Genomic DNA, 24,638 nt, shown 5'->3' with positions numbered 1-24,638 from the left:
ACCGTCGTGGCGCGAGCCGTCATGGGTTCAAATCCCATACTTACCGGGCAGGTTGACGGCCCCTGATCAGGCGTGACGGTCGGGGGCCGTTCTGCTGGGCGCCGCCCCCTCGTCCCCGTGCCTCTCGGCCGATCGGGCATGCAAGGGGCACGCGCGGGGCACAGCCTGAACGCGGCCTGAGGAGATCCACGGGACGGCGGACACCGCCGGTTATCGGTTGATCGGAATCTCGTAGCCGATCTCGCAGTGAGCGGCGGGCACCACGTTGTCCGCCGTATCCACGGGCCGCCCCTGGAGAGAGCAGCAGGCCGAGCAGGCGGGTCCGCCGGTCGTCGTCCTCGCGTCGGCACAGAACAAAGGCGCCGGCCCTCATGACGCCGTCGGCAGGAACCCGGCGGCCGCCAGTCTCGGACGGCGGGTGGACGGCGGCGCGAGCAGCCACGCAGCCCGGCACTTCCACAAGGCAGTCCTCCGACCGCGTGGCGCGGCGAGCACCGCGCGGTCGTCGAGCGTCGAGAGGGACCTGAAGCCGACTACCTCTCCTCGCCGGTGTCCTTCCCCGGCGTACGCGAGCCCTGCAGTTCGAGCCGGCCGTTGCCCTCCTCGGGGCGGCCGCCGGTGTTCTGGCCGCTCTGGCCGTTGAGGTTCTGCCGGACCGAGTCCAGGATCGTCAGTCCCTGGGCGACCAGACCGGCCGCGATCTCGCCGAGACCGTCCGCGCCGTTCAGGACGTTGACATTGGCACCGGAGAGGCCGCCCGCGGCCTCCTTCACGATCTGCGGGAGCTGGTCGATCAGCATCCGGTCGAGGGCGACCCGGTCGTGCGAGGCCGCGGCCTCCGCCTGTATCTTCATGCGCTCCGCCTCGGCGATGGCGAGGATCCTGACCCGCTCCGCCTCGGCCTCCGCGGGCTTCACGACCTCGGCGACCAACTGCTGCTGCCGCAGCTTGGCCTGGCGCTGCGCCAGCTCGGTCTGGGCGGCGAGCACCTCCTGCTGGGCGTGCGCCTGGGCGAGCGGTCCGGCCTGGGAGGAGTGCGCCTGGGCACGGTCCACCTCGGCGGAGTACTCGGCCTTCACCACCGCCGTCTGCCGGGCGTACTCGGCCTGCTTGCGCGCCGCGTCCTGCTCCGCCTCTGCCGCGGCCTGGTTGGCCTGGGCCTGGGCTATCTGGGCCTGCCGCTGGATGGCCGCCTTGTGCGGCGCGGACATCGCGTCGATGTAGCCGGTGTCGCCGTCGTCGATCGACTGGATCTGCAGCGAGTCCACGATCAGGCCGATCTTCGCCATCTCGGTCTTGGAGGTGTCCAGCACCTCGGCCGCGAGTTTCTGCCGCTCCGTGACGATCTCCTCGACCGTCATCGAGCCGATGATGGCGCGCAGATGGCCGGCGAAGATCCGGCCGGTCAGGACCGACATCTGGTCCTGGTCGGAGAGGAACCGCTGTCCGGCGTTGATGATGCTCTCGTTGTCGTTGCCGACCTTGAACGCGATCACGGCACGGACGTTCAGCGCGATGCCCTGCCTGGTCACGCAGGTCTCGGTGACCTCGGCCTCGCACATCGACAGCGTAAGAAAGCGGACCTTGCGGACGACGGGGAGCACGAACTTGCCGTGCCCCGTCACCACCCTGAACGGCGCGCCCCCCAGTCCCCGCCGTCCTCCCGAGATCAGCATCGCCTCGTCGGGGGCGGGAACGCGGTAACCGAACATCCTCTTCTCCTTAACCGACGTCGGCGGCATCGCCGCGCAACGTGTCCAATGGATCGCCCCACTCGATGACGTCGACCTCACGACACCCTCGGGACTCGACCACAAGCACCGTCGTCCCGATCGGCAGGGGCTCCTGCGACCAGGCGAGGAAGGTTTCGGAGCCGCCTCTGACCCGTACCAGGATCTCGCCGGGACCGGCGGATCCACGCGTGCCGATGAGCAGTTCCCCCGTGCAGCCGATCACGGCCTCGTCCTGCGCCATTGCCGACTGCCTCCCATCGTTCTGGCCCTGATATTTCGACCTTAGACCCACCCGTGACAGGCGCCTACACTGCGGTGCCGCCCTGCCGCAGGTTGTGTCCTCGCCGCGCGGCTGTCGGAAGATCCGCAGAACCGGGTGCTCCTGCTGGAAGCCGGCCCGGCCGACGGACCGGACACCATGGCGGTACCGCCGGCGTGGCTGACACTGATCGGCAGCGAGGTCGACTGGGGCGACACCACCGTCCCGCAACCCGCAGCCGATGGTGTCGCCCGCCCGTACCCACGCGGCAAGGTCCTGGGCGGCACCAGCAACATCAACGCGATGGCCTTCATCCGCGGTCACCGCACCAACTACGACGAGTGGGCGGCGGCCGGCGCCGACGGCTGGAGCTACCAGGACCTGCTTCCGTTCTTCAAGCGCACCGAGACGACCAAGGGGCGCGACCCGGCGTACCGGGGAACCGACGGCCCTATGCGGGCCGCCCCGGTCAGCGATGCCAGCCCCCTCGCACACGCCTACCTCCAAGCTGCCGAACGGCTCGGATACCACCACAGCGACGACCTCAACGGCGCCGACCAGGACGGCACCTGCTGGTGGGATCTCACCATCGTCGACGGCACCCGCCAGTCCGCCGCCGACGGCTACCTGCGCCCCGCCCTCAACCGGCCGAACCTCACCGTGCTGACCGACGCGTTGGTGCATCGGCTGATCGGGGCCGACGACCGTTGCGCCGGAGTCGAATACTCCGTCGGCGACGAGGTACGGCAGGTCCACCCGCAGCGGGAGACGATCCTCAGCGCCGGTTCGATCGGATCCGCCCAACTGCTGCTGCTGTCGGGCATCGGGCCGGCCGACCACCTGCACGCCGTCGGTGTCGATGTGGTGGCCGACCTGCCCGGCGTCGGCGCGAACCTGCAGGATCACCCCTGGGCCGGGGTCACCTATGCCGCGGCACGGCCCGTTCCACCCGCCCGGAACAACCACGCCGACCTGATCGCAGCCGTGCGCAGCAACCCGGACCTTGCCGCTCCGGACATCCAGCTGATCTTCAGCGACGTGCCGTATCACCCGCCGACCATGCCAGGACCGGCAAACGGATACACGATCCTCTTCGCGGCACTACGCCCCCACAGCCGGGGCTCGGTACGACTGGCCGGCCCGGATCCCACGACCGCGCCGCTGATCGACCCGAACTTGCTCGACGACGACCGCGACCTGGTCACCATGCTGACCGCGCTCGCCATGGCCCGCGAGCTCGGCGACTCACTGGCCCTCGCCGAGTGGCGCGACGAGGAGGCACTGCCCGGACCCGATGTCCACGACGAGCGCGAGCTACGTGAATACCTGCGCCATGCCACCGGTCCGTACTGGCATTCGGTGGGCACCTGTCGCATCGGCACCGACCCGGCGGCGGTCGTCGACCTCCAGCTACGGGTACACGGCATCGACGGCCTACGGGTCGTGGACGCCTCCGTGATGCCCTCCATCCCCGGCGCCAACACCAACGCCACCGTGCTGGCCATCGCCGAACGAGCCACCGCCTCCCTCAAGTCAGCCGCTTCCTGACCGGTCCGCGAGCTCCGCGTCCGCACCCACTCCCTCTGCGCACGTGCCGAGGCCGCGCCCAGTTCAGTAATAGCGGGAGACGTTCCGGGCTGACGCCACGTCGTCTCTCCTTCTACGGCCCTGGGCACGCGGTGTTGTGCACGCTCCTCAGCCTTCTTGCGTCTGCGCCTGTGCAGGCCGGGCGCGAGCTCATTTGCCAGTATCCGACAGGTTGATGCCAGCTCAGCATCGTGTTCCTCGGTCGCGCCGGGCGAGCGCGACGAGACCGGAGCGCCATCAGTGAGAGCCAGACGTAGCTTGTTGACTGCACGCGAGAACGGGCTGCGAGCATTGGCTACAGCGCGCGTGCCCTCGGCAGCGCCTCTGGCTTCGGCTTTGGCCTGCCGGAGTTCTGCTGCGGCCTGGGCCGCCTTGAGGCAGAGCTCAGGCACATGCCGCTGGTTGGCGGGCAGCCGACCAAGCTCTGAGAGCAGGAGCGTGCGCAGGAGGTGCGCCCCTTGTCGGTGAGGCGTTCGCTCACCAGGGTGGCTGCTTCGACATCCGCCGCCGTTGATGTCAGGGCACTGGTCCCCCCGCAGGGGCGCCCGGGCCACGGCTGGCTGTCTCAAGGCGGGAGGGCCGGCCTGGCCGGGCATCATGGATACTCCCGTTCACCGGGTTGGCTCCCCGTGAATTCCGCACGATGATCGCCGCGCTGCACTGCGTCGCGGGGGCGCCCGGTAAAGTACGTTCGGGACGACCCTGGAGCCTGTCCCTTGAGGACCGGGTTCTGCTGGTCGCCGCATACTGGCGGACGAGCCTGACGCTGCGACAGCTCGCGCCTCTCAGCGGAAGACCAACGATGCCGAAGGTCATGTTCTTGTACACGCCGGTGAGTTCGTCCACCCCGACGCGGATACCCGTCTCCTCCAAGGCCTCGCGTGCGACGCCGGTCGACGGGTTGCGTGACGTTGAGTTCAGTCGGTGGCAGAGATCCGATACTCGAACGACACGGGGGAGATCCACGAACGACGCGACCTGAAAGGCCGTGCGGAGGGTGAAACACGCACGGTGCCGGGGCATCCCGCCCTGACACGCGTCCTGCGGCAGCACATCGCGGACGAACAGCTCCGGCCGGGTGATCTGCTCTTCTGAGGTGAGAACGGTGGCATCCTCGCCGGTTCCGTCATCCGTCGGGCGTGGCGCAGCGCGCGTAGGGCCGTGCTGCCCCCGCACGTCTTCGGGTCGCCGACCGGGCGGCGCGTGTACGACCACCGGAACACGCGCCTGACGAAGTGCCTTAATGACGGCATCCCGCCCGTCAAGGTGGCGGAGTGGGCCGGGAGCGGTGTCGCCGTGCTCCTGGCCGGTTATGCACGTTGCATCGACGGGCAGCTGCCGGACCTGAAACGGCGGCTCGAAGCCGCGGGCGGCCTCCCGGGGGTGCCGGGCGCCGGCTGATCTCCGGGCGGGAACTTCGACATGTATTCGACACGGCCACCCGCGAAAACCAGGTGACAGCCGGACAGCCCCGGAGCCCGCCCTTGATCACCAAGGGGGCGGCCGGGGCTGACCTGTGCGGGTGTCAACGGCCCTGAGCAGCAAAAAGGCCCTCCCGGAGGGAGGGCTCTCAGTGGCGCCCCCGGCAGGACTCGAACCTGCGGCCAAGCGCTTAGAAGGCGCCTGCTCTATCCACTGAGCTACGGGGGCCGGTGTGGTGGCCTGTCGTGGTGCCCGGGTGCGGGCCGATCCGTGACCTTGCCGGGGACAAGGATAGGACTCCCGGGCCCTTGTCCCTGGCGCTTCCCCTCCGTGGCTCGATGTGGAGGTTCAGTGAAGCGGTCCCGATAATCGCAGGCAGGTGCGAATCGTGCATCGCTTTTGACGTCTCACGCCCCGGGTGTTGTGCACTCGTTATGCCTGCGTCCCAGTCGCCCCTTCCGCCCCATGTGTCCTGTCGGCGCGCAGACATGCCCATATGCTTCAGAAAGCCTCCAAAATTGGGCATTCTTCGCATGTGCTGACCTTGGACGTACGGCCTCAGCTGCTTGATGCACTCTCCGCCCTGCGCGACCGTGTCGCCGCCGCACGCTTTCCGTTGCCCCTGGCGGGGGCTCCGCGGGCGCGTGCCAACCGCGACGAGCTTCTCGCACAGCTCGACGACTATGTGGTGCCCCGGCTGAGAGAGCCCGAAGCACCGCTTCTGGCCGTCGTCGGAGGATCGACCGGCGCCGGAAAGTCGACCCTCGTCAACTCCCTCGTCGGCCGCAGGGTCAGCGAGGCAGGCGTGCTGCGGCCCACCACCCGTACGCCCGTACTCGTCTGCCACCCAGAGGACCACCACTGGTTCAGCGGAATGCGCGTCCTGCCCGACCTCACGCGTGTGTGGGTGCCACACCAGGAGGGCCCCGACGATCTCGACCCCGTCGTGGGGCGCGAGGAGCGGGTGCTGCGCATCGAGACCGCCGACACCCTGCCGCGCGGACTCGCCCTCCTCGACGCGCCCGACATCGACTCCCTGGTCGCCGACAACCGCGTCCTCGCCGCCGAGCTGATCTGTGCCGCCGACATCTGGATCCTGGTCACCACCGCGGCCCGCTACGCCGACGCCGTGCCCTGGCACCTGCTGCGGACCGCCAAGGAGCACCGGGCGACCCTGGTGACGGTGCTGGACCGGGTGCCCCATCAGGTCGTTTCCGAGGTGTCACGGCAGTACGGAGCCCTGCTCACCAAGGCCGGGCTCGGCCACGTCCCCCGTTTCACCGTGCCCGAGCTGCCCGAGTCCGCGTGGGGCGGGGGGCTGCTGCCCGCCACGGCCGTCGCACCGCTGCTCGCCTGGCTCACGTACCAGGTGCAGGATCCAGCCGCCCGAGAGACGGCCATGGCGCGTACGGCCTACGGCGTTCTCGACTCGCTGAGGTCCCGTATGCCTCAGCTGGCGGGGGCGGCAGCCGCCCAGTACGCCGCCGCGCTGCGGCTGACGGCCGCCGTCGACACCGCGTACGACAGCGAGTACGCGCGCGTGCGGAACAGGCTGGAGGCCGGGGCCGTCCTCGCCGGCGACGCGCTGACGCGATGGCGCGGCTACCCCCGGGACTGCACCTCGGAGGAACTGCTGGACGCCCTCGTGGACAGCCTCGGCGCCCTGCTGCTGTGTGCCGTCACGGCCGCCGACGAACGCATCGACGAGGCCTGGCGGAGCGAGCCTGCGGCGGAGGCCCCCGGGCTGGCCAACCGGGATCCGACCCTGGACAGCGCCGAGCACCGCATCGGGATGACCGTACGGCGCTGGCGGCGCGAGCTCGAGGAGTACGCCGAGGAGGCGGTGCGCGACCTCGACCGGAGCGCGGCGGTGGACGCGGAGGCGGTGGCCGCGCTCGTCGCCACGGAGCTGCTCGGCGGTCCCCGGGCCAAGGGAGCGGGGGAGGGGCTCGCCGAGCGGATCGGGGCCCGGACGGCCCTTGGGTTGCGTGAGCGTGCCGCAGGACTGCTCTCTGAGTACCTGGACCGGGCGCTGCGCGCGGAACGCGAGCGCCGTGTCGCCCCACTGGACTCGCTCGACATCCAGATCGACCCCCAGGCCGAACTCATCGCCGCGCTGTCCGTACTGCAGAAGGAGAGGTGACCGCGGTGGCTGCTGTCACTGACCGCACGGATCACGCCGAGCACCCGGAGGAGCGGGGAAAGTCGGGGGAGGCGGGGAACCCTGGGCGGCTTGTGCGGCCCGAGGGTGCTGACCGCCCCGAGCGGCGGCAGGAGAGCGCTGAGGGGCGACTCCCGGAAGCCGGGGACGACGCGGCCGGGGGCGTGGACGAGAACGAGGGAGCGGGTGCAGGGGCCCAGGGCGGGAACCCGGCTGCCCGAGCCCAGGAGAAGGTCCCCCACGCGCGTGTGGAGGACGACGTCCGCCACGCGCGCGTGCGAGATGAGGACCCCGTGGACCGCTCCGAGTCCGAGGCCGCCTGGGACGACGGGCTGATCGCCAGGCGCGTGCCCGAGGCGGGGGCGGGAGGTCTTCCGCAGACCGCCACCGTCGTGGAGCCGCGCGGCACGTCCGAACGGCAGCCCGCGCCGCTCGCGTACGACGGAGCCCTGCGCTCGCGGCTGGACGCGCTGCGTGAGCTGGTGGCCCTGTCACGGACCCGGCTGGACGGCGACACGCTCGCCGAGGCGGGCCGCGTCCTCGACGAGTCGTCCGCGCGTCGCAGGCTCTCCGGGGAGCACACCGTGGTCGCCGTCGCGGGCGCCACCGGCAGCGGCAAGTCGACGCTCTTCAACGCGCTCGCCGGGGTGAACCTGTCGGAGACCGGGGTGCGCCGGCCCACCACGGCCGCGCCGCTCGTGTGCATGTGGAGCGACGGCGCGTCCGCCCTCGTCGACCGGCTCGGCATCCCCGGACGGCTGCGCCGACGTCCTCCGCAGAGCCCCGACGGCGACTCGCAGCTGAGCGGACTCGTCCTGATCGACCTGCCCGACCATGACTCCGCGGCCGTGGCGCACCGGGAGCAGGTCGACCGCGTCCTGGCGCTCGTCGACGCGGTCATCTGGGTGGTCGACCCCGAGAAGTACGCCGACGCGGTCCTCCACGAGCGCTATCTGCGGCCCCTCGCGGGGCACGCCGAGGTCATGTTCGTGGTTCTCAACCAGGTCGACCGACTGCCCGGAGAGGCCGCCGAGCAGGTCCTCGACGATCTACGACGGCTGCTCGACGGGGACGGGATCGCGCTCGGCGAGTACGACGAACCGGGTGCGAGCGTGCTCGCGGTCTCCGCGCTCACCGGGGAGGGCGTGGGGGAACTGCGGGAGGTCCTCGGACAGTTCGTCGCCGAGCGGGGGGCCGCCGCGCGCCGTGTCTCCGCGGACGTGGACGCGGCCGCGGCCCGGCTGCGGACCGTCTACGGGACGGGCCGGGGCACCGGGCTCAGCGAGGAGGCGCGCGAGGAGTTCGCCGGGCGGCTCGCGGACGCGGTGGGCGCGACCGCCGCGGGTGAGGCCGCCGAGCGTGCGTGGCTGCGGAACGCCAACCGAGCCTGCGGCGCACCGTGGTTGCGGCTGTGGCGGTGGTCCCGGGAGCGGCGGCAGTCCGCCACGGGCGGGCCGACGCTGCCCGCGTCGACGGACGAGGAGGCGACCGCGCGGCAGAACGTCGAGCAGGCGGTACGGACGGTGGCCGACCAGGCGGCGGCCGGGCTCCCCGCCCCGTGGGCCCAGTCGGTCCGCGAGGCCGCGGTGCGTGGCGCGCACGGGCTGCCCGAGACACTGGACCAACTCGCCCTGAGCGACGCCGAGCCGCCCGGACGCCCGCCCCGGCCCGGCTGGTGGCCGGCCGCCGTGATGGCCCAGGTGATGATGACGCTTCTTCAACTGCTCGCGGTGCTGTGGCTGCTGGGACAGGTCGTGGGGTTCATGTCGGTCCACGTCGGCGTGCCCGTGCTGCTGCTGGGAGCGGGCGTCGTGGGCGGTCCCGTCGTCGAGTGGGGCTGCCGGGTGGCGGCGCGCGGACCGGCCCGCAGATTCGGACTGGAGGCGGAACGACGGCTGCGGGAGGCGGCGGCGGGGTGCGGGCGGGCCCAGGTGCTGGATCCCCTGGCGGCGGAGCTGCTGCGGTACCGGGAGGTGCGGGAGCAGTACGTGAAGGTCGTGGGGGACGGGGCGGTGCCGCGTTTGGGCTGAGTTCCCAGGGCCCACCGGGCGGAAGCGCTCGTTCGAGTGGCGGGGTTGTCCACAGCCGGTGGACGGTCCACAGCGCGCGGCGAGTTCGGGCCGACGGAGGCAGTCTGATCTCGCGGCGATCGCGACGGACGCGGTCACCGCACCGGCGGCGGCACGCCACAGGGCATGACCGCCGCATCAGACGCAGCCGTGCGGGACAGACCCGTACGCGCACCGTCCCGGCGCGACAGGCCGGGACGGGGGAGGGGGATCTCATGAACGAGACGTTGGTGTGCGTGGTCGGCAACGTGGCCACGCAGCCGGTGTACCGGGAGTCGCCGGCGGGGCCTACGGCCCGCTTCCGGCTGGCGGTGACGGCGCGGTATCTGGACCGCGAGAAGAACGCCTGGACGGACGGGCACACGAACTTCTTCACGGTGTGGGCCCGGCGCTCACTGGCCACGAACGTCGCCGCGTCCGTGGCGGTGGGTGATCCGCTCGTCGTCCAGGGGCGGCTCAAGGTGCGCAACGAGCAGCGGGACGGACAGAGCTGGCTGTCGGCGGACCTGGACGCGGTGGCCATCGGGCATGACCTGTCGCGCGGCACATCGGCCTTCCGACGGGCCTCGAAGCCCGAGCCGCAGCCCGAGCCGACGGCACAGCCTGAGCCCACCTGGGAGACGGGACCACCGAATCGGCCCGAGGAGGCGGAACAGTCCGGACCGGTTTCCCAACACCGCCCCGAGCCAGTAGGAGTGACATAACGTCAGTTTCCATTGGTCCCGCCGTGACCGGAGTGCCGTCCTTCGCCGGACAAGTCGTCCGATGACCGAACAGTCCTGGTGGATTTGTCGATACGCACTGCTCATCGATGGTGTGAGCGATAACGATTCCGAGTCGGATCGGTTGTCGGGCGCCATCACTGGGGAGAGGGGTGCGCCGCGTCCTTAGGATTCCGGGCATAGCTCCAGGGCTTCCGATTCTGCTGGTGGGACCCGCCCCCCCACGTCAATGGGTCCCGCTCGAAGGGGAATTCTGTGTTTTCTTCGCTCTCTGCGTCGTCCGTGCGCAGGCGAGGGGGCGTCCGCCTCGCCGCCGCGACGCTGGTGTCCGGAATCGTCTCGGGTGGCCTGCTGGCCACCGCGGGGGCGGCGGCTGCTGACGGGACGCCGCAGAGCGAAGGAGGCGCGACCGCGACCCTGGGCGCCCTCAAGACGTTCGGGACAGCGGTCGTCCACGACGACGGCAAGGACGAGCAGGTGGCCGCGGGACTGTTCGAGATGTCCGTCGACAACGGCGGCACCCTGCAGACCTACTGCATCGACATCCACAACCCGGCGCAGAAGGATGCCAGGTACCACGAGACGTCCTGGAGCGGCACGTCCCTGAACGGCAACAGGAACGCCGGCAAGATCCGCTGGATCGTCGGCAACTCCTACCCACAGGTCAACGACCTGGCCGCGCTGGCGGCCGAGGCCGGCGCCAAGGGGCTCACCGAACAGGACGCCGCGGCGGGCACGCAGGTGGCGATCTGGCGCTACTCGGACGGGGCCCACGTGGACGCAGTCGACCCGCAGGCGGAGAAGCTCGCGGACTACCTGGAGAAGCACGCGCGGAACCTCCCGGAGCCCGCCGCATCCCTGACCCTCGACCCGCCCGCCGTGTCCGGCCGCCCCGGTGAGCCGCTCGGCCCGGTGACGGTGCACACGAACGCCGACAGCGTGTCCGTGACCCCGCCGTCGGCCGCCGCGGCCGCCGGAGTGAAGGTCGTCGACAAGGACGGCAAGGCGGTCACCTCCGCGACCGAGGGCAGCCGGCTCTACTTCCAGGTGCCGAAGAAGGCGCAGGACGGTGCGGCCGACCTGACCGTGCAGGCGTCGACCACCGTGCCGGTGGGCCGGGCCTTCGCCTCCGACACCCGCAGCCAGACCCAGATACTCGCCGGTTCCAGCGAGTCGACCGTCTCGGCGACGGCCACGGGGACCTGGGCGGCCAAGGGCGCGATACCGGCGCTGTCGGCCGAGAGGAACTGCGCCAAGAGCGGCCTGGACATCACCGCGGTGAACAAGGGCGACGAGCCGTTCACGTTCGAGCTGATGGGGACGGAGCACAGTATCCCGGCGGGACAGACCCGGACGGTGACGGTCCTGTTGCAGGAGGACCAGGCCTACGACTTCACGATCACGGGCCCGGGCGGCGAACAGAAGTGGTTCAAGGGCGTCCTCGACTGCAAGACGGAGAGCAGCACGGGCGGCCTGCGGACGCAGACGCTCAGTGACCCCAGTCCCGCGACGGTGGGCGGTAAGGGGGCCACGGACACGAACCTCGCCGAGACGGGCGGCACCAGCGCGACTCCGTTCATCGCGGGCACGGCCATAGCCCTGGTCGTCATCGGCGGCGCGGCCCTGGTCCTGATCCGCAATAAGACCCCCACCCAGGACTGACGGGGCCCGGGGCGCCCGGCATCGGCTGATCCCGGTCGACGGTGACGTCGGCCCCACAACCCGGTGCCACGTGCCGTGAGCGGGCATGAAAAGGCCCCTCAGCGGCAGGATTCCCACCGATGAGGGGCACTCTCAGGGACTTGGCGGCTTCCCGACATGCGCTTCCGGGCAGACGCAGGTCACCGGCGTTCGCGCGAGCTCGTCGCGGGCGGGATGCTCTGCTCGTACTGGAAGACGTTGTGGGGGTCGTACTTCGTCTTGATCTCGCGCAGCCGCTCGAAGTGGCGTCTCCCCCAGTAGGCGGTCTCCCACTCCTGCATCCCGATGTTCGGCACGTTGACGTAGGCGCCGTCCACGAAGCTGCGCATCGCCTGGCTGAATTCGGCGGTCCAGGCCTGGCACGTCGAGGTGAGCGGGTCGCAGACGCCTGGTGTCGTTGAAGGAGTCCCCCAGGCTGCGCCGATCTCGCCGTAGAAGATCGCGTCGCGGTGCACGAACGCGGTGCCGCCGCGAGGCTCCTTCTTGATCGCCCCGCCGAAGGCATCGACGAAGTAGTTGCTGTCCTCCGTGGGAGCGTTTCGCATGTAGTAGCCGATGACGTCGATCGCCTTCTTCGGGAACAGCTCCTTGGCGAACTGTGAGAAGAACTTCACGTTGGCGGGCTCCTGCGAGCGCGGGACCTGGGCTCCGGCAAAGATGGGGCCCCAGTTACCGACCTGCACCTTCACATCGGGCGTGCCGATCGACAGGATCGGGGCCAGCATCTTTCTGGCCTCTGCCGCCGTGCCCTCCGCGAGCCACGCGAACAGCAGGATCTGGGACTTGTGGATCTCGACTTCGGATCCGAGGCGGTTGTCGGCGAACGGTACCGTACGCTGCCATGCATCGAAGATCCCATGCAGGTCCGTAAGACCGTCCCAGGTCGCCTGCACATAGGCGATGCGCTTGAGCGGGTGCACCTTGTAGGTGAGTTGCGTGACGATTCCGAAGTTGCCGTTTCCCGCCCCACGGAGCGCCCAGAGCAGGTCTGAGTGGTCCTTCAGGTCGGCATGGATCACCTCGGCGCAGTCGCGACCTGACGGGACGACGACCTCGGTCCCGATCAGGCTGTCACAGGCCATGCCGAGCCAGCGGTTGAGGGGGCCAAGGCCGCCGCCGACCGTCGCACCGACCAAGCCGACGCTGCCCTCGCTTCCGGTCGTGACCGCGAGGTCCTGCTTGGCGAGCGTCGTCACCGCTTCCAACTGGGTCAGGCCGGCGCCGACCGTCGCGATACGAGCGTCGGTGTCGATGTGGACCGACTTGAGCTGGCTGACGTCGATCACGATGCCGTTGTCGATGTTCGACCAGCCCTCCAGGGCGTGGCGGCCGCTGCGTACCCGCAGTGCGACGTTGTGCTGCCGCGCCCAGGTGAGGGCGTTCACCACGTCCTGGGTCTCCTGGGCGAAGACGATGACCAGCGGGTAGTGAGAGAACAGCTGGTCGTAGTCGATGCGATCATCCGTGTACGAGGCGTCACCGGGGCGGACGACGCGACCGGTCAGTTGCGCCGGTGCGCATTTGGAGCCCCCGTGTCCATTGCCCGCGGCGCTCGCCAGCGGGGCCTCCACGGCCGTAATGCCCGGGACGGCGACCGCGCCGGCGCCGGCGGCCGCTGTCGCCTTGAGTAGGCCGCGACGCGAAAAGTCCTGCATGGTCCGTATCCTCTCGACCGGAATACGCCAGTATTCGGCTACGGCAAATCTTGTCTGCCGGCCGGCGCGTTCAATCCACTGTGGATGATTCCTGCGGCCCGCACAGTAACAGGGGCGGCTCGTCGCAGTGTTGCCCAACACGCATATCCGGGTGATGGTGGCGCGTTGATGAAGGCTATCTGTGGGTGCTTATTAATCAGTCCGGCCGCGTGAAGTCGGTGGCCTTTATATTCGTGTTGTCGGCACGGCCGTAATTCCTTCGCAGCCAAAGTATTTTTATCTTCCTGATCTGAATTCGCCGCCGTTCTGCCGCCCCTTGGCTGCGCGAGACCGGCCGAGGGCACCCCGACGGTGACCACCCGAGGTGTCGGCGGAGTGGGAGATGCCGTCGGAGTTCGCCACTCGGACACCTCACGGTGAGTAGCGGATTCCTAGCTGAATGTTACGTTCCGCAATCGCCTGTGGGCGAGTCGATCACCCTCAGGCGGCTTGCCCGACGGAGAAAGACGCCGACAAGGCAGAAGTGGAGGCGGGGTTCACAGGCGCACGATGACCAGGGCGGTGTCGTCGGTGGCGTCTCCGGGTGGGAGCAGGTCGTTGAGCACGGCGTCGGCGAGGGTTTCGGGGTCGTCTGCCTGGGGGCGGGCCAGGGAGTCGGCGAGCCGGGCGAGGCCGGTGTCGATGTCTCCTCCGCGGCGTTCGCCCAGGCCGTCGGTGTAGAGCGCGAGGACGGCGTCCTCGCGGAAGGCCGCGACAGCCTGGGGCCGAGGGGCGTGTTCAGGACGGGCGGCCAGTGGGGGGTCGGTGGCCTGGTCCAGGAACTCGACGGTCCCGTCCCTCCGCAGGAGCGCGGGTGGGGGGTGGCCGGCGCTGCTGTAGGTGATGGTGCGGGTGTCCCAGTCGATGAATGCCGTGGCCACGGTGGTGTTCTCGGCGCCGTCGACGGTGCGGGCGTACAGCCCGACGGTTTCCAGGGCGCGGGCGGGGCCTTGGGCGACGAGGGAGGCGGCGCTGAGGGCGCTGCGCAGTTGTCCCATGACGCCGGCCGCGGGCAGGCCGTGGCCGACGACGTCGCCGACGGCGACGGCGATGCGGTCGCCGGGCAGGTCGATCAGGTCGTACCAGTCGCCGGCCACATTCAGCGCTTCGGCGGCGGGCCGGTAGCGTACGGCCGCCGGGTGCCGACCGACCGGGCGGGGAGCGGGCAGCATGTCTTCCTGCAAGGTCAGGGCGCCTTCACGGGCGCGGATGAGTTCGGTGATTTCGGTGACTTCCTCAACCCGGCGCAGCAACAGCGCCAACCGCCCATCCGGGCCGAAGACGGGAACGTTGGTCAGGGTCCAATACCGCTCGTGCCACACCCCGGGCCGATCGGGGTCCGGCACATCGTGGCGCTCCAGCGCCAGTGTGTCGCGCTCACCGGTATCGGCCACCCGCCCTAGTGACGCCAAATCTTGAGCAGGAAAGACCGGTCGTGGGCGGGGCGGTCCTCGGGCAGGTAGCGACCGACGAGTTGCTCGTGGGTGAGGCCCCGGATCCGCAAGAACTCCGTGTTGGCGTCCACGAAGATCAGCTCCGGGTCAGCAACGCCACCGCCCCGGGGAGGGCCTGGAACACCGCCGCGTAGTCGACCTCCGGTTCCGACATGACGTTCCTGCCTTGCCGCCGCCGCTGTCTGTCTTTCCACGATAAGAGCGGAGTGTCACAGCTGGCGCGCCGGCGGGCGGGCATCAGCGGCTCGCCGTCCCCCGTTGCCCGAACTCCTGAAGCGGTGCTCATCTCCGCGTAGCGGCACGGAGCCAACCGGCGAGCGCGGAGAAGTCGGCGTCCTGGAGGCCTTTGGTCTGGTCGACGTGATGAAGCAGTGACGGCGCAGGACGGCTCGCAGCGACCCACTGACGATCCATGGCGCCGATCTCGTCGTCGACCCAGATGAACGGCCGACCGTCGGCCCACTCGACGAGGTGGCGGGTCTTCCAGTGCAGGCCGCGCGGACCGGCGTCGGCGCAGGCGTCCGGCCACTCCACGACGGGCAGCCTCGGCAGTCCGATGCGCGGGGCGACGGCCTCGTTCGCCTCTTGCATCCATGTCGAGGCCCACACGAGATGGCAGTCCAGGGCCATGAGGCGCGGCCCAATGCCGGGGTCAAGCCGCTCAAGCAGCGGATTCCCCTGATCGAGGGACGACGAGGAGTCGGAAGCAGCAGCCTGGCGGTGACCGGACGACGTTCCGAACGGGATGAGTGGACCGTCGACGTCGAGGAAGAGGATGGGGCGCTCCGCTGCGCTTGTCACAGCGGCACGACAGCCCGGCCGCGGCGGGGATGACGCTCTCGCCCCTGGGCCGTCCCCGGGCCGCGCGAGGGCGCCCGAAGGCGCTCGGCGGCGACCGGCAGTGACGGGCCAGCCACCGTCGGCAGCAGCGGAATCCCAGGTCAGCGCCCCCGGGTCCAACGGGTTTCCGCTCAGGGGTGGCGGTCAGGCAAGATGGGGTGTATCTGCCCACTGCCAGATTCAAGCTGCCGGACGGTTTCTCTTGGCTGAGTTCATTTACACCATGCGCAAGGCGCGCAAAGCGCACGGCGACAAGGTGATCCTCGACGACGTCACCCTGAGCTTCCTGCCGGGTGCCAAGATCGGCGTCGTCGGCCCGAACGGCGCCGGCAAGTCGACTGTCCTCAAGATCATGGCCGGTCTTGAGCAGCCGTCCAACGGTGACGCGTTCCTCACGCCCGGCTACACCGTCGGCATCCTCCTCCAGGAGCCTCCGCTCAACGAGGAGAAGACCGTCCTGGAGAACGTCCAGGAGGGTGTCGCCGAGATCAAGGGCAAGCTCGACCGGTTCAACGAGATCGCCGAGCAGATGGCGGTCGAGTACACCGACGAGCTGATGGAGGAGATGGGCAGGCTCCAGGAGGACCTCGACCACGCCAACGCGTGGGACCTGGACTCCCAGCTGGAGCAGGCCATGGACGCCCTGGGCTGCCCGCCCGGCGACTGGCCCGTCACCAACCTCTCCGGTGGTGAGAAGCGCCGCGTCGCGCTGTGCAAGCTCCTGCTGGAGCAGCCCGACCTGCTGCTGCTCGACGAGCCCACCAACCACCTCGACGCCGAGTCCGTGAACTGGCTGGAGCAGCACCTGGCCAAGTACGAGGGCACCGTCGTGGCGGTCACCCACGACCGCTACTTCCTGGACAACGTCGCCGGGTGGATCTGCGAGGTGGACCGGGGCCGCCTGCACGGCTACGAGGGCAACTACTCCAAGTACCTCGAGACCAAGGCCACCCGCCTCAAGGTCGAGGGCCAGAAGGACGCCAAGCGGCAGAAGCGCCTGAAGGAAGAGCTGGAGTGGGTCCGCTCCAACGCCAAGGGGCGGCAGGCCAAGTCCAAGGCGCGACTGGCCCGCTACGAGGAGATGGCCGCCGAGGCCGACAAGATGCGGAAGCTGGACTTCGAGGAGATCCAGATCCCGCCGGGCCCGCGTCTGGGCAACGTCGTGGTCGAGGTCGACAAGCTGAACAAGGCGTTCGGCGAGAAGGTCCTCGTCGACGGCCTCAGCTTCACCCTGCCGCGCAACGGCATCGTCGGTGTCATCGGTCCGAACGGCGCGGGCAAGACCACGCTGTTCAAGATGATCCAGGGTCTGGAGACCCCGGACTCCGGTGACATCAAGGTCGGCGAGACCGTCAAGATCTCGTACGTCGACCAGAGCCGCGAGAACATCGATCCGAAGAAGACGCTGTGGGAGGTCGTGTCCGACGGGCTCGACTACATCAACGTCGGCCAGGTCGAGATGCCGTCGCGCGCGTATGTGTCCGCGTTCGGCTTCAAGGGCCCGGACCAGCAGAAGCCGGCCGGTGTGCTCTCCGGCGGTGAGCGCAACCGCCTCAACCTCGCGCTCACCCTGAAGCAGGGCGGCAACCTGCTGCTCCTCGACGAGCCGACCAACGACCTGGACGTGGAGACGCTCTCCTCGCTGGAGAACGCGCTGCTGGAGTTCCCCGGCTGTGCCGTCGTCGTCTCCCACGACCGGTGGTTCCTGGACCGCGTGGCCACGCACATCCTCGCCTACGAGGGCGAGTCCCGGTGGTTCTGGTTCGAGGGCAACTTCGAGTCGTACGAGAAGAACAAGATCGAGCGGCTCGGCGCGGACGCGGCCCGTCCGCACCGTGCCACCTACAAGAAGCTGACCCGGGGCTGATCGAACTTGCGGTACCTCTACCGCTGCCCGCTGCGCTGGGCGGACATGGACGCATACGGTCACGTCAACAACGCCGTGTTCCTCCGCTACCTGGAGGAGGCCCGTATCGACTTCCTGCGCCGCCCGGACAAGCAGTTCCAGCAGGGGTCCGTGGTGGCGCGCCACGAGATCGACTACAAGCGGCAGCTGGTCCACCGGCATGAGCCGGTGGACATCGAGCTGTGGGTCACGGAGGTCAAGGCCGCGTCCTTCACCATCGCCTACGAGGTGAAGGACCCGGACCAGATCTATGTCCGGGCCTCCACGGTGGTCGTGCCGTTCGACTTCGAACGGCAGCGGCCGCGCCGGATCACCGAGGAGGAGCGCGAGTTCCTCCGGGAGTACCAGGACGACGAGGAGGAGGCCGTCGCCGCATGACGGTCCTCCACCTCGTCGACGACGGGGAGGCGGCGGATCTCGCCGCCTTCCTGGCCAGGCTGATCCACTACGACCGCGGCGCCGCGGTGCGTCTGCAGGCGGCCGGGACGACGCTGGCCGTGTTCGGGCGGCCGCCGTCGTTCGAGGTGCTCGCGGTCCGTGCGGTGCGGCTCGCCAAACCGTACGAGAACGGGCTGGACGACGGGCTCGACACGACCGTCTCGGCCGGGGAACTCCTGGAGTCCGTGGACGAGTCGACGGCCACGCTCGCCGTGCCCGCCGCCGTCACCGGACCGCCGTGGGCCGGGGTCCTGCCCCCGCGCGGCGGCTGGCAGCCGGTGTCCGGACTGCCGGCGCCCGACGCGCTGCGGGGGACCGTGGCCGCGGCGGTGGCCGAGTTCCGCTCCCGTGCCGAGGAGTTGGCCCCCGAGCAGCGCACACGCGCCGCGCTCGACCGGGTCGGCCGGGAGATCTGGTCCCGCACGGTGGGGGACACGGGGCTTCCGGTGCGGGCCGTGCACGCGGCCCAGTCACTCGGCTTTCTGCGGCCCGTGCCGCAGGCACCGCGCGACGAGCCGTCGGTCCTGTTCTCGTCGGGGGCGTGGCTCAGACTGCGCACGCCGTACGGGTCGGTCGCCGTGCGCCGGGCGGGACTGGGCGCCCTGGACGTCAGCGTCCGCTGACCGAGCGGGACGGGGCGCCCGCAGCGCCCCCGGACCGGGGAGCGAAGACCCCCGGAGCGTCACTCCGGGGTGTTCACCATCGACGCCGCCGCGTATGTCAGGTAGTTCCACAGCGTGGTCGTGTGCTCCTCGGACAGACCGAGTTCGTCGATGGCCACACGCATACGCCTCAGCCAGGCGTCGTGGGCGGCCTGGTCCACGGTGAACGGGGCGTGCCGCATCCGCAGACGGGGGTGGCCGCGCTTCTCGCTGTACGTGCTCGGGCCGCCCCAGTACTGGATCAGGAAGAGGGTCATGCGCTCCTCGGCCGGGCCGAGGTCCTCCTCCGGGTACATGGGCCGCAGGATCGGGTCCTCGGCCACCCCCTCGTAGAAACGGTGCACGAGACGGCGGAAGGTCTCCTCCCCGCCGACCTGCTCGTAGAAGGTCTGCTCCTGAAGCGTGCCGCGCCGAATCTCTTTCACACGCTCCATGGTCTCAGACGCGGCGACCGAGGTCTCCAGGCCTAGGACCAGCCGCCGGCCGGGCTCCCGCCGGGCGGTCGCCGGGGAGGAGGTTCGCCTCCGGGCCGCCTTCCGCAGCACAGTGGAGACATGGCCGCGCACGCCCTCGATCACGCTCTTCAGGACCTCGCCGCCTCGGCGCGGGCGGAACTCGTACGGGAGATCGACGCGAGCGGAGCCTGGGCCGCCGACCCCGTCTGGCGGGAGGCGTTCGAGGCGGTGCCGCGTCATCTCTTCGTGCCGTACTACTACATCGGTGTCACAGGCGGCTACGAGCGCAGACGGTGCGACGAGTCCGACCCGGAGCGCCGGGAGCAGTGGCTGCGCGGCGCCTACGAGGACGCCCCGCTGGCCACCCGGGTGCACGAGGGGGAACTGCTCTCCTCCAGCAGCCAGCCCTCCCTGATGGCGCAGATGCTGGCCGAGCTGGAGGTCGAGGACGGGAACGCCGTCCTGGAGATCGGCACCGGCACCGGGTACAACGCGGCGCTGCTCTGCCACCGCCTCGGTGACGGGCTGGTCACCACCGTCGACCTCGACCCGGAGATCACCGACGCCGCCAGGCGGCAGCTGGCGGACGCGGGGTACCGGCCGACGGTGGTCACGGGCGACGGCGCGCGCGGCGTGCCGGAGCGCGCCCCCTTCGACCGGATCATCGCCACCTGTGCGCTGCACACGATCCCGGACGCCTGGCTCGCACAGTGCCGCCCGGGTGCGCGGATCCTCGCGCCCCTGGCGACCGGGCTGATCGTGATGCGGGTGCGGGACGCCGGGCATGCCGAGGGGCGTTTTCTGCAGACGCCCGCCTACTTCGTGCCGCTGCGCGACGGCACCCCCTCCGAGCCGGAGCTCCAGGACCTGGGCGGACTGCCGCGCCGGGCCCGCGGCGACGAGCTGTTCCGGTTCCTGCTGGCCCTTACGCGGCACGCTCTCACCGCGTACGAGGCGTACACGCTGTGGGAGCAGGAGCGGCATCCCGAACGGGACCGGTTCGGCGTCACTGTCAGCGGCGACCGCTCCTGGTCCTGGCTGGACGATCCGGAAGGGCCGTACGCCTGGCCGTTGTCCTGAGGACCGACAGGGCAGACGGGGCCGACAGGACCGATGGGGCGGGGCCGCGTACGCGTACGAGGACTTCTCACGTCCCCGTACGCGTACGGGGTTCTGACCCGCCCCGCACGCGTACGGCGACCGTGGTGTCGCTCAGCCCCGGCGGACCGTGATCGTCGTCCACGCGCCCACGTGCACCCGGTCCCCGTCCTGGAGGGGTATGGGCACGAAGGGCTGGATAGGCTCCTCGCCGCCGTTGACCGTGGTGCCGTTCGTCGAGTTCTGGTCGACGACCGCCCAGGAGCCGTCCGGCTGCTGGACCAGCATCGCGTGCTGGTGCGAGACGCCCGGGTCCTCCGGCGGAACCGACAGGTCGATGTCGGGGGTGTCGCCGGTGGAGTGGCGGCGACGGCCGATGGTGACCTGGTTGCCGGTGAGGGTGCGCCGCTGCTCCGGGGAGTACGCCGGCAGGTTCAGGCCCGCGGCCTCGGGGCCGGAGCGCTGCATCATCGCCATGAAGTACTCGCGGTCCGGACCGATGGTCGCGGTCCAGGTCACCGGCTGCTGCTCGTAGGGACCGGGCGGCGGCGGGGCCTGGGCGGAACCGGGCTGCGGATAGCCGTAGCCACCGCCCTGGTTGCCGACGGGGCCGGGGCCGCCGGGCGCCTGGGAGGACGCGGGCGGGGAGATCACCCAGTCGTCGTCACCGCCGCCGAAGGACGGGCCGCCGGACTGCGGCGGGGCGGGCGGCGGGAAACCGCCCTGCGTCGGCGGCGGGGCCTGCCGGCCGGGCCGCTGGAACGCGGTGGGCGCGCCGCTCTGCTGGTACGCTCCGGGGCCACTCTGACTGCCGGGGCCGCCCTGACCACCGAAACCGCCGGGAGCACCCGGACCACCCTGGCCACCGGGCCCGCTGGGGCCAGGGAGACCACCGGGGCCCCGGGAACCACCGGACGTGGGCGCGGGCGGCGGCGGAACCGGACGCGACGGATCCGTACCGAACGGGGACGGCCGCGAGGCGTCGTTCCCGAAGCCGGACGGGCGAGACGAATCGTTTCCGAAGCCGGATGGGCGCGACGGGCCCTGGCCGAAGCCCGTCGGGCCGGACGGCTCGCTGCCGAACGGCGGGCCCGGCGGTATCGGCTCAGCGGGCCGGTTCACCTGGGACGGCCGGGAGCGCTCGTAGTCGAACGGGTCGGCCCCGGGGCCGGTCTGGCCGCCCTGCTGGTAGCGCAGCCCCGGGTTCGGCGCCGGCGGGCGCGGTGCGGCGGGGGTGTACGAGGTCGCCGTGTTGGTCAGGAAGTTCCACCGGCACTCCTCGCAGAAGGGCGCGCCGCCCTCGCGGGGCGTACGGCACTGCGGGCAGAGTTCCGGCTCGGCGGACAGCGGGCGTCCTCCGGGCCGGCCGCCCGCGCCCTGGGGCGGCGAGGCCGGCGGCGGATAGCCGTAACCGGTGGGTGGCGGTGGAGGCGGCGGGGGTACGGCACCGGCCATACGGTGACCGCAGACCTCGCACCAGTCGTCGGAACCCGACTGGTGTCCGTTCGGGCAGGTCGGCATGTCGGCGCTTCCCCCTCTCCTTCCCCGGTCCCCAGGACCGGTGTGGTTCTCCGGCCCCCGGGGGCCGGGCTCGCTGTTGTCGGACGTACTACTTCTTTACACGAACAGTCTTTGTGGACCGGGTCTCGAGTGTCATCTCGTCGGCCTCCGTGACCTTTGTCTTCAGTCGCACAGTACCTGTCGCGGCGTCGACCACGTCCACCACCTTCGCAAGCAGTTTCGCAGTATCCGCGTTTCCCGAGGCGCTGGCGAGTTGAACCGCCCTGCCCAACTTGGCCGTTGCCCCATCGAAATCGCCCGCTTTGCGCAGGTCTATTCCCTGTTGGATGACTTGCGCCAGTTCGGCCTGTCCTGTGTAGTGGGCGACTTGGGCGTTGATGGACGTGGAGGCCGTCATGTCGTCGGTCCACACGGCCCGTACGAGTCCCTGGGCGCCGAGGCTCTCCGCGGTGCCGTCGCTGCGCGGGATCACCAGGGACACCCGGGCGGCCAGCATCTCCTGGCCGATGTTCGCGGCCGGAACCTGGACGCACACGTGGTAGTCGCGGGACTCGTCGCCCCAGGACCCCGTGGGGTAGTCGCCGGCGCGCGGTCCCGCCTCCGTCCGCCGGTCCGTCAGGTCCTCGACGGTGGGAGCCACCTGCTTGACGAACTTGATCTCCGTGCCGACCGGCGTCCACAGCCGCAGCGAGACATCCGCCACCTCCTTGCCCATGGCCGTCTCCATCATCCCCGTGAAGTCGGCGGCCAGGCCGGCCGGATCGGCGACGATGTCGGCGGTGCCGAGCAGCGCGGAGGCGATCCCGGTGACCTCCTTGACCTCCCAGTCGGTGCCCACGCCGCGTGCGTCACAGGTGAAACGGCCGGCGCAGGCGTCCAGCGCGGCCCTCAGGTCCTCGGGCGACTCGTGCTCGTTGCGGCCGTCGGTGAGCAGGATGCCGTGACGTATGGAGACGTCCGCCGAGGACAGCAGCCGGTCGGCCAGCCGCAGCCAGGTGCCGATCGCGGTGCCGCCGCCCGCGCCGAGCTTGCGCAGCGCCTGCTTGGCCTGGTCGCGGGTGGTCGCGCCGGCGACGGCGAGCCGCCCGCCGCCCGGATAGACCTCCTTGGCCACATGGGTGCCGCCGATCACCGCGAAGTGCACGCCGTCGCGCAGGGTGTCGATGGCCGCGGCCGTCGCGTCGCGCGCGTTGCGCATCTTGGTCGGCGGGTAGTCCATGGACCCCGAGCAGTCGACCATGATCGCCACGGCCGCGCTCGGTCCCTGCCCCGCCGCCGTGTGCGGATGGGGCGCCCCGACCGTGCCCGCGGCCGTGCCGCCGCCGGTCGCCGAGACCGTCACGATGGCGTTGACCTCGCGGCCGCCCTCCGGCAGGTACTCGTTCTGGTACACGTCCACCGAGAACTGCGGCACGTTCGACTTCGAGAAATTGGCCATGCCTACTCTGATCCCCCTCGAGGACCCCACCGGTGTGGGGCGATGACTGGTTGCGGACCGGTCCCCTCCGGTCCTGCGCGGCCGGTCCGGCCGGCCGTACGTACGGGCGCCCGGGACACGGGACACCCGTCAGGCGGATCCTGCCCTCTGCGACAGGGCCGGGAACGGGAGGACCGCCACTGTTACGTTGTCGTGGCCCCCGCCGTCCAGGGCGTGGCCCAGCAGCACCCGGGCGGCGTGCAGCGGCCGGTGCTCCGCGTCGGACGGCACCACCTCGGCCATCTCCTCGGCGGACTCCGCGTAGTTCCACAGACCGTCCGTGCACACGACCACCACACCCGGCCGGTCCGGCTTGAACGCGGCGGTGTGCGGCTCCAGTTCGTACGCGTCCGCGCCGAGCCAGCCGGTGATCGCGTGGGCGCGCTCGTCGGCGTAGGCCTCGGCCTCGCTCATCAGACCCGCGGCGACCATCTGGGCGGCCCAGGAGTCGTCCTCGGTGAGGCGGGCCGGGGGAGCGCCGGGGTCCACCGGGACCCAGTAGGCGCGACTGTCCCCGACCCAGCCGACGACGAGCAGGCTCGCGGTGACCACGACGCTGACGAGGGTGCAGGCGGGGGCGTTCTGGTGCGGGGTGTGCTCCTCGGCCGTCTCCGGCTCCGTGGCCAGCGCGTTGACGGCGTGCGAGGCGGCGACGATCGCGTCGTGCATAGCCTGCTGAGGGTGCGTGCCGAGGGGCAGGGCCGCGAGGAGCGACTCGTTCGCGGTCCGGGCGGCGGCGAGGGAGGCGTCGTCGGGGCGGGTCGCCGAGGACACCCCGTCGCAGACGACCGCGACGAGCGCGGGCGAGCCGTCGGGCAGCGCGGACCGGGAGAGCGCGAAGGCGTCCTCGTTGCGGTGGTGGCGCAGACCTCGGTCGCTGATCGCGGCGACCGGGCCCGACTCCTCCTCCATGTGGTCCCGTTCGCGCGGCTGGGCGTGACCGCAGTGCTCGCAGTAGCCGTCGCCGTCCACCCTGCCGGTGCGGCAGGCCACACAGAACTTCGGCTCGGCGGCGGGGGCCGCGGGCGCCGCCGGGGGCGCCGTGCGCGGGTCGACCGGCTGGGGCGCCGCGAGCGGGTAGTCGTCCGGCTCAGAGGGGCGATCGAACCGTACGCCCCGGGAGGCGCCCTGGGCCGGGGCCGCCGCGGGCAGATGCGAGTCGGCGGAGTCGGTGCCCGCGAGGTCTGTCGGCAGGTGCACCGGGGCGGACGTCTCCGGGCCGCCCGCCGGCGGCGCGCTGGGCCAGTCGACCGGGGCGGCCGGGGAGGCCGGGCGCGGCACCGTGCCGTTCATCGTCAGGGTCGGGGCGTCCGACGGCGGGGCGGGCACCACCGACAGGTCGTACCCGCAGGCGCCGCAGTAGCGGTCGCCCGACTCGAGGGGCTCCTCACAACTGGGGCACCGTGAAAGGGCCTTCGGCTGGGGCATCTGGGTCATCG

At 70.9% G+C, this 24,638-nt stretch carries 19 protein-coding genes, 1 tRNA gene and 4 pseudogenes; 12 read left to right on the top strand and 12 right to left on the bottom strand.

Annotated elements, in window-relative coordinates:
- Positions 1 to 210 precede the first annotated feature (210 nt).
- The 3 genes and pseudogenes from ACFYX0_RS06195 to ACFYX0_RS06185 all read right to left on the bottom strand — a co-directional run.
- Positions 211 to 291, bottom strand: a pseudogene (locus ACFYX0_RS06195) (GntR family transcriptional regulator); the annotation flags it as partial.
- 242 nt (positions 292 to 533) lie between these two features.
- A complete protein-coding gene (locus ACFYX0_RS06190; protein ID WP_388966875.1) occupies positions 534 to 1,712 on the bottom strand; it encodes a flotillin family protein in 1,179 nt (392 codons plus the stop codon).
- A 10-nt stretch (positions 1,713 to 1,722) separates the two neighbouring features.
- The gene (locus ACFYX0_RS06185; protein WP_311700470.1) at positions 1,723 to 1,974 is read right to left on the bottom strand and encodes a hypothetical protein; all 252 of its coding nucleotides are present in this window, start codon (positions 1,972 to 1,974) and stop codon (positions 1,723 to 1,725) included.
- Between the two features lie 135 nt (positions 1,975 to 2,109).
- Here ACFYX0_RS06185 and ACFYX0_RS06180 point away from each other — a divergent pair, with 135 nt between their 5' ends.
- Together ACFYX0_RS06180 and ACFYX0_RS06175 are read left to right on the top strand one after the other, a co-directional pair.
- Positions 2,110 to 3,540 (top strand): GMC family oxidoreductase, encoded by a 1,431-nt coding sequence (locus ACFYX0_RS06180; RefSeq protein WP_388966872.1) that lies wholly within the window; start codon positions 2,110 to 2,112, stop codon positions 3,538 to 3,540.
- A 682-nt stretch (positions 3,541 to 4,222) separates the two neighbouring features.
- Positions 4,223 to 4,372 (top strand): annotated as a pseudogene (locus tag ACFYX0_RS06175) (transposase family protein); the annotation flags it as partial.
- Here ACFYX0_RS06175 and ACFYX0_RS06170 read toward each other — a convergent pair.
- Positions 4,363 to 4,479 (bottom strand): annotated as a pseudogene (locus tag ACFYX0_RS06170) (NUDIX hydrolase); the annotation flags it as partial. The pseudogenes ACFYX0_RS06175 and ACFYX0_RS06170 overlap by 10 nt on opposite strands.
- Positions 4,480 to 4,503: 24 nt before the next feature.
- On the opposite strand from ACFYX0_RS06170, the gene ACFYX0_RS06165 reads away from it, so the two are divergent.
- Together ACFYX0_RS06165 and ACFYX0_RS06160 are read left to right on the top strand one after the other, a co-directional pair.
- The gene (locus ACFYX0_RS06165; RefSeq protein WP_388967035.1) at positions 4,504 to 4,674 is read left to right on the top strand and encodes a hypothetical protein; all 171 of its coding nucleotides are present in this window, start codon (positions 4,504 to 4,506) and stop codon (positions 4,672 to 4,674) included.
- A gap of 66 nt (positions 4,675 to 4,740) precedes the next feature.
- Positions 4,741 to 4,980, top strand: a complete 240-nt coding sequence (locus ACFYX0_RS06160; RefSeq protein WP_388966869.1) for a hypothetical protein — start codon at positions 4,741 to 4,743, stop codon at positions 4,978 to 4,980.
- Between the two features lie 173 nt (positions 4,981 to 5,153).
- Here the strand turns inward: ACFYX0_RS06160 and ACFYX0_RS06155 are convergent.
- A tRNA-Arg gene (locus tag ACFYX0_RS06155) sits at positions 5,154 to 5,229 on the bottom strand.
- A 307-nt stretch (positions 5,230 to 5,536) separates the two neighbouring features.
- Between ACFYX0_RS06155 and ACFYX0_RS06150 the strand changes: the two genes are divergently transcribed.
- From ACFYX0_RS06150 to ACFYX0_RS06135, 4 genes are all read left to right on the top strand, one after another.
- Entirely contained in the window at positions 5,537 to 7,144 is a 1,608-nt protein-coding gene (locus tag ACFYX0_RS06150) for a dynamin family protein (RefSeq protein WP_388966866.1), read from the top strand.
- A 5-nt stretch (positions 7,145 to 7,149) separates the two neighbouring features.
- Complete coding sequence (locus tag ACFYX0_RS06145; protein ID WP_388966863.1) at positions 7,150 to 9,192, top strand: GTPase; 2,043 nt, start codon at positions 7,150 to 7,152, stop codon at positions 9,190 to 9,192.
- A 254-nt stretch (positions 9,193 to 9,446) separates the two neighbouring features.
- Positions 9,447 to 9,935, top strand: coding sequence for a single-stranded DNA-binding protein (locus tag ACFYX0_RS06140; RefSeq protein ID WP_388966860.1), 489 nt, complete (start codon positions 9,447 to 9,449; stop codon positions 9,933 to 9,935).
- A gap of 300 nt (positions 9,936 to 10,235) precedes the next feature.
- A complete protein-coding gene (locus ACFYX0_RS06135; RefSeq protein WP_388966858.1) occupies positions 10,236 to 11,615 on the top strand; it encodes a Cys-Gln thioester bond-forming surface protein in 1,380 nt (459 codons plus the stop codon).
- A gap of 179 nt (positions 11,616 to 11,794) precedes the next feature.
- On the opposite strand, the gene ACFYX0_RS06130 is transcribed toward ACFYX0_RS06135, so the two are convergent.
- From ACFYX0_RS06130 to ACFYX0_RS06120, 3 genes and pseudogenes are all read right to left on the bottom strand, one after another.
- Complete coding sequence (locus tag ACFYX0_RS06130; RefSeq protein ID WP_388966855.1) at positions 11,795 to 13,450, bottom strand: FAD-binding oxidoreductase; 1,656 nt, start codon at positions 13,448 to 13,450, stop codon at positions 11,795 to 11,797.
- A 395-nt stretch (positions 13,451 to 13,845) separates the two neighbouring features.
- A pseudogene (locus ACFYX0_RS06125) lies at positions 13,846 to 14,956 on the bottom strand (PP2C family protein-serine/threonine phosphatase).
- A gap of 128 nt (positions 14,957 to 15,084) precedes the next feature.
- Positions 15,085 to 15,603 carry an HAD domain-containing protein gene (locus ACFYX0_RS06120; RefSeq protein WP_388966853.1) on the bottom strand — a complete coding sequence of 173 codons (519 nt, stop codon included), beginning with the start codon at positions 15,601 to 15,603 and terminating at the stop codon, positions 15,085 to 15,087.
- 241 nt (positions 15,604 to 15,844) lie between these two features.
- On the opposite strand from ACFYX0_RS06120, the gene ettA reads away from it, so the two are divergent.
- Genes ettA through ACFYX0_RS06105 form a run of 3 tightly spaced genes read left to right on the top strand, consistent with a single transcriptional unit; the run spans position 15,845 to position 18,609 of the window.
- Positions 15,845 to 17,509, top strand: coding sequence for an energy-dependent translational throttle protein EttA (ettA, locus tag ACFYX0_RS06115; protein ID WP_355912245.1), 1,665 nt, complete (start codon positions 15,845 to 15,847; stop codon positions 17,507 to 17,509).
- Positions 17,510 to 17,515: 6 nt separating this feature from the next.
- Positions 17,516 to 17,926: a thioesterase family protein gene (locus ACFYX0_RS06110; RefSeq protein WP_311697023.1), complete on the top strand. Its 411-nt coding sequence runs from the start codon at positions 17,516 to 17,518 to the stop codon at positions 17,924 to 17,926.
- Positions 17,923 to 18,609, top strand: a complete 687-nt coding sequence (locus ACFYX0_RS06105; protein WP_388966850.1) for a hypothetical protein — start codon at positions 17,923 to 17,925, stop codon at positions 18,607 to 18,609. The genes ACFYX0_RS06110 and ACFYX0_RS06105 overlap by 4 nt, the downstream gene beginning before the upstream one ends.
- Before the next feature lie 59 nt (positions 18,610 to 18,668).
- Here ACFYX0_RS06105 and ACFYX0_RS06100 read toward each other — a convergent pair whose 3' ends face one another.
- The gene (locus ACFYX0_RS06100) at positions 18,669 to 19,082 is read right to left on the bottom strand and encodes a globin (RefSeq protein WP_388967017.1); all 414 of its coding nucleotides are present in this window, start codon (positions 19,080 to 19,082) and stop codon (positions 18,669 to 18,671) included.
- Between the two features lie 120 nt (positions 19,083 to 19,202).
- Here ACFYX0_RS06100 and ACFYX0_RS06095 point away from each other — a divergent pair, with 120 nt between their 5' ends.
- A complete protein-coding gene (locus tag ACFYX0_RS06095; protein ID WP_388966847.1) occupies positions 19,203 to 20,183 on the top strand; it encodes a methyltransferase domain-containing protein in 981 nt (326 codons plus the stop codon).
- A 132-nt stretch (positions 20,184 to 20,315) separates the two neighbouring features.
- Here ACFYX0_RS06095 and ACFYX0_RS06090 read toward each other — a convergent pair whose 3' ends face one another.
- The 3 genes from ACFYX0_RS06090 to ACFYX0_RS06080 all read right to left on the bottom strand — a co-directional run bounded on the left by ACFYX0_RS06090 (position 20,316) and on the right by ACFYX0_RS06080 (position 24,636).
- Positions 20,316 to 21,722, bottom strand: a complete 1,407-nt coding sequence (locus ACFYX0_RS06090) for an FHA domain-containing protein (RefSeq protein WP_388966844.1) — start codon at positions 21,720 to 21,722, stop codon at positions 20,316 to 20,318.
- Between the two features lie 88 nt (positions 21,723 to 21,810).
- Positions 21,811 to 23,160 carry a VWA domain-containing protein gene (locus ACFYX0_RS06085; protein ID WP_388966841.1) on the bottom strand — a complete coding sequence of 450 codons (1,350 nt, stop codon included), beginning with the start codon at positions 23,158 to 23,160 and terminating at the stop codon, positions 21,811 to 21,813.
- Between the two features lie 129 nt (positions 23,161 to 23,289).
- Positions 23,290 to 24,636: a protein phosphatase 2C domain-containing protein gene (locus tag ACFYX0_RS06080; protein ID WP_388966839.1), complete on the bottom strand. Its 1,347-nt coding sequence runs from the start codon at positions 24,634 to 24,636 to the stop codon at positions 23,290 to 23,292.
- Between the last annotated feature and the right edge of the window lie 2 nt (positions 24,637 to 24,638).

The sequence above is a fragment of the Streptomyces sp. NPDC002573 genome (assembly GCF_042889625.1).
Taxonomy (GTDB): Bacteria; Actinomycetota; Actinomycetes; order Streptomycetales; family Streptomycetaceae; genus Streptomyces; species Streptomyces gibsoniae.
The sequence above is the reverse complement of the archived record's forward strand: the minus strand, read 5'-3'. Positions and strand labels throughout refer to the sequence as shown.

Coding starts and splice junctions, on each gene's coding strand:
- ACFYX0_RS06190 (WP_388966875.1), bottom strand. CDS start 1,712: ATGTTCGGTTACCGCGTTCCCGCCCCCGACGAGGCGATGCTGATCTCG.
- ACFYX0_RS06185 (WP_311700470.1), bottom strand. CDS start 1,974: ATGGCGCAGGACGAGGCCGTGATCGGCTGCACGGGGGAACTGCTCATC.
- ACFYX0_RS06140 (WP_388966860.1), top strand. CDS start 9,447: ATGAACGAGACGTTGGTGTGCGTGGTCGGCAACGTGGCCACGCAGCCG.
- ACFYX0_RS06105 (WP_388966850.1), top strand. CDS start 17,923: ATGACGGTCCTCCACCTCGTCGACGACGGGGAGGCGGCGGATCTCGCC.
- ACFYX0_RS06100 (WP_388967017.1), bottom strand. CDS start 19,082: ATGGAGCGTGTGAAAGAGATTCGGCGCGGCACGCTTCAGGAGCAGACC.
- ACFYX0_RS06095 (WP_388966847.1), top strand. CDS start 19,203: ATGGCCGCGCACGCCCTCGATCACGCTCTTCAGGACCTCGCCGCCTCG.
- ACFYX0_RS06090 (WP_388966844.1), bottom strand. CDS start 21,722: ATGCCGACCTGCCCGAACGGACACCAGTCGGGTTCCGACGACTGGTGC.
- ACFYX0_RS06085 (WP_388966841.1), bottom strand. CDS start 23,160: ATGGCCAATTTCTCGAAGTCGAACGTGCCGCAGTTCTCGGTGGACGTG.
- ACFYX0_RS06080 (WP_388966839.1), bottom strand. CDS start 24,636: ATGACCCAGATGCCCCAGCCGAAGGCCCTTTCACGGTGCCCCAGTTGT.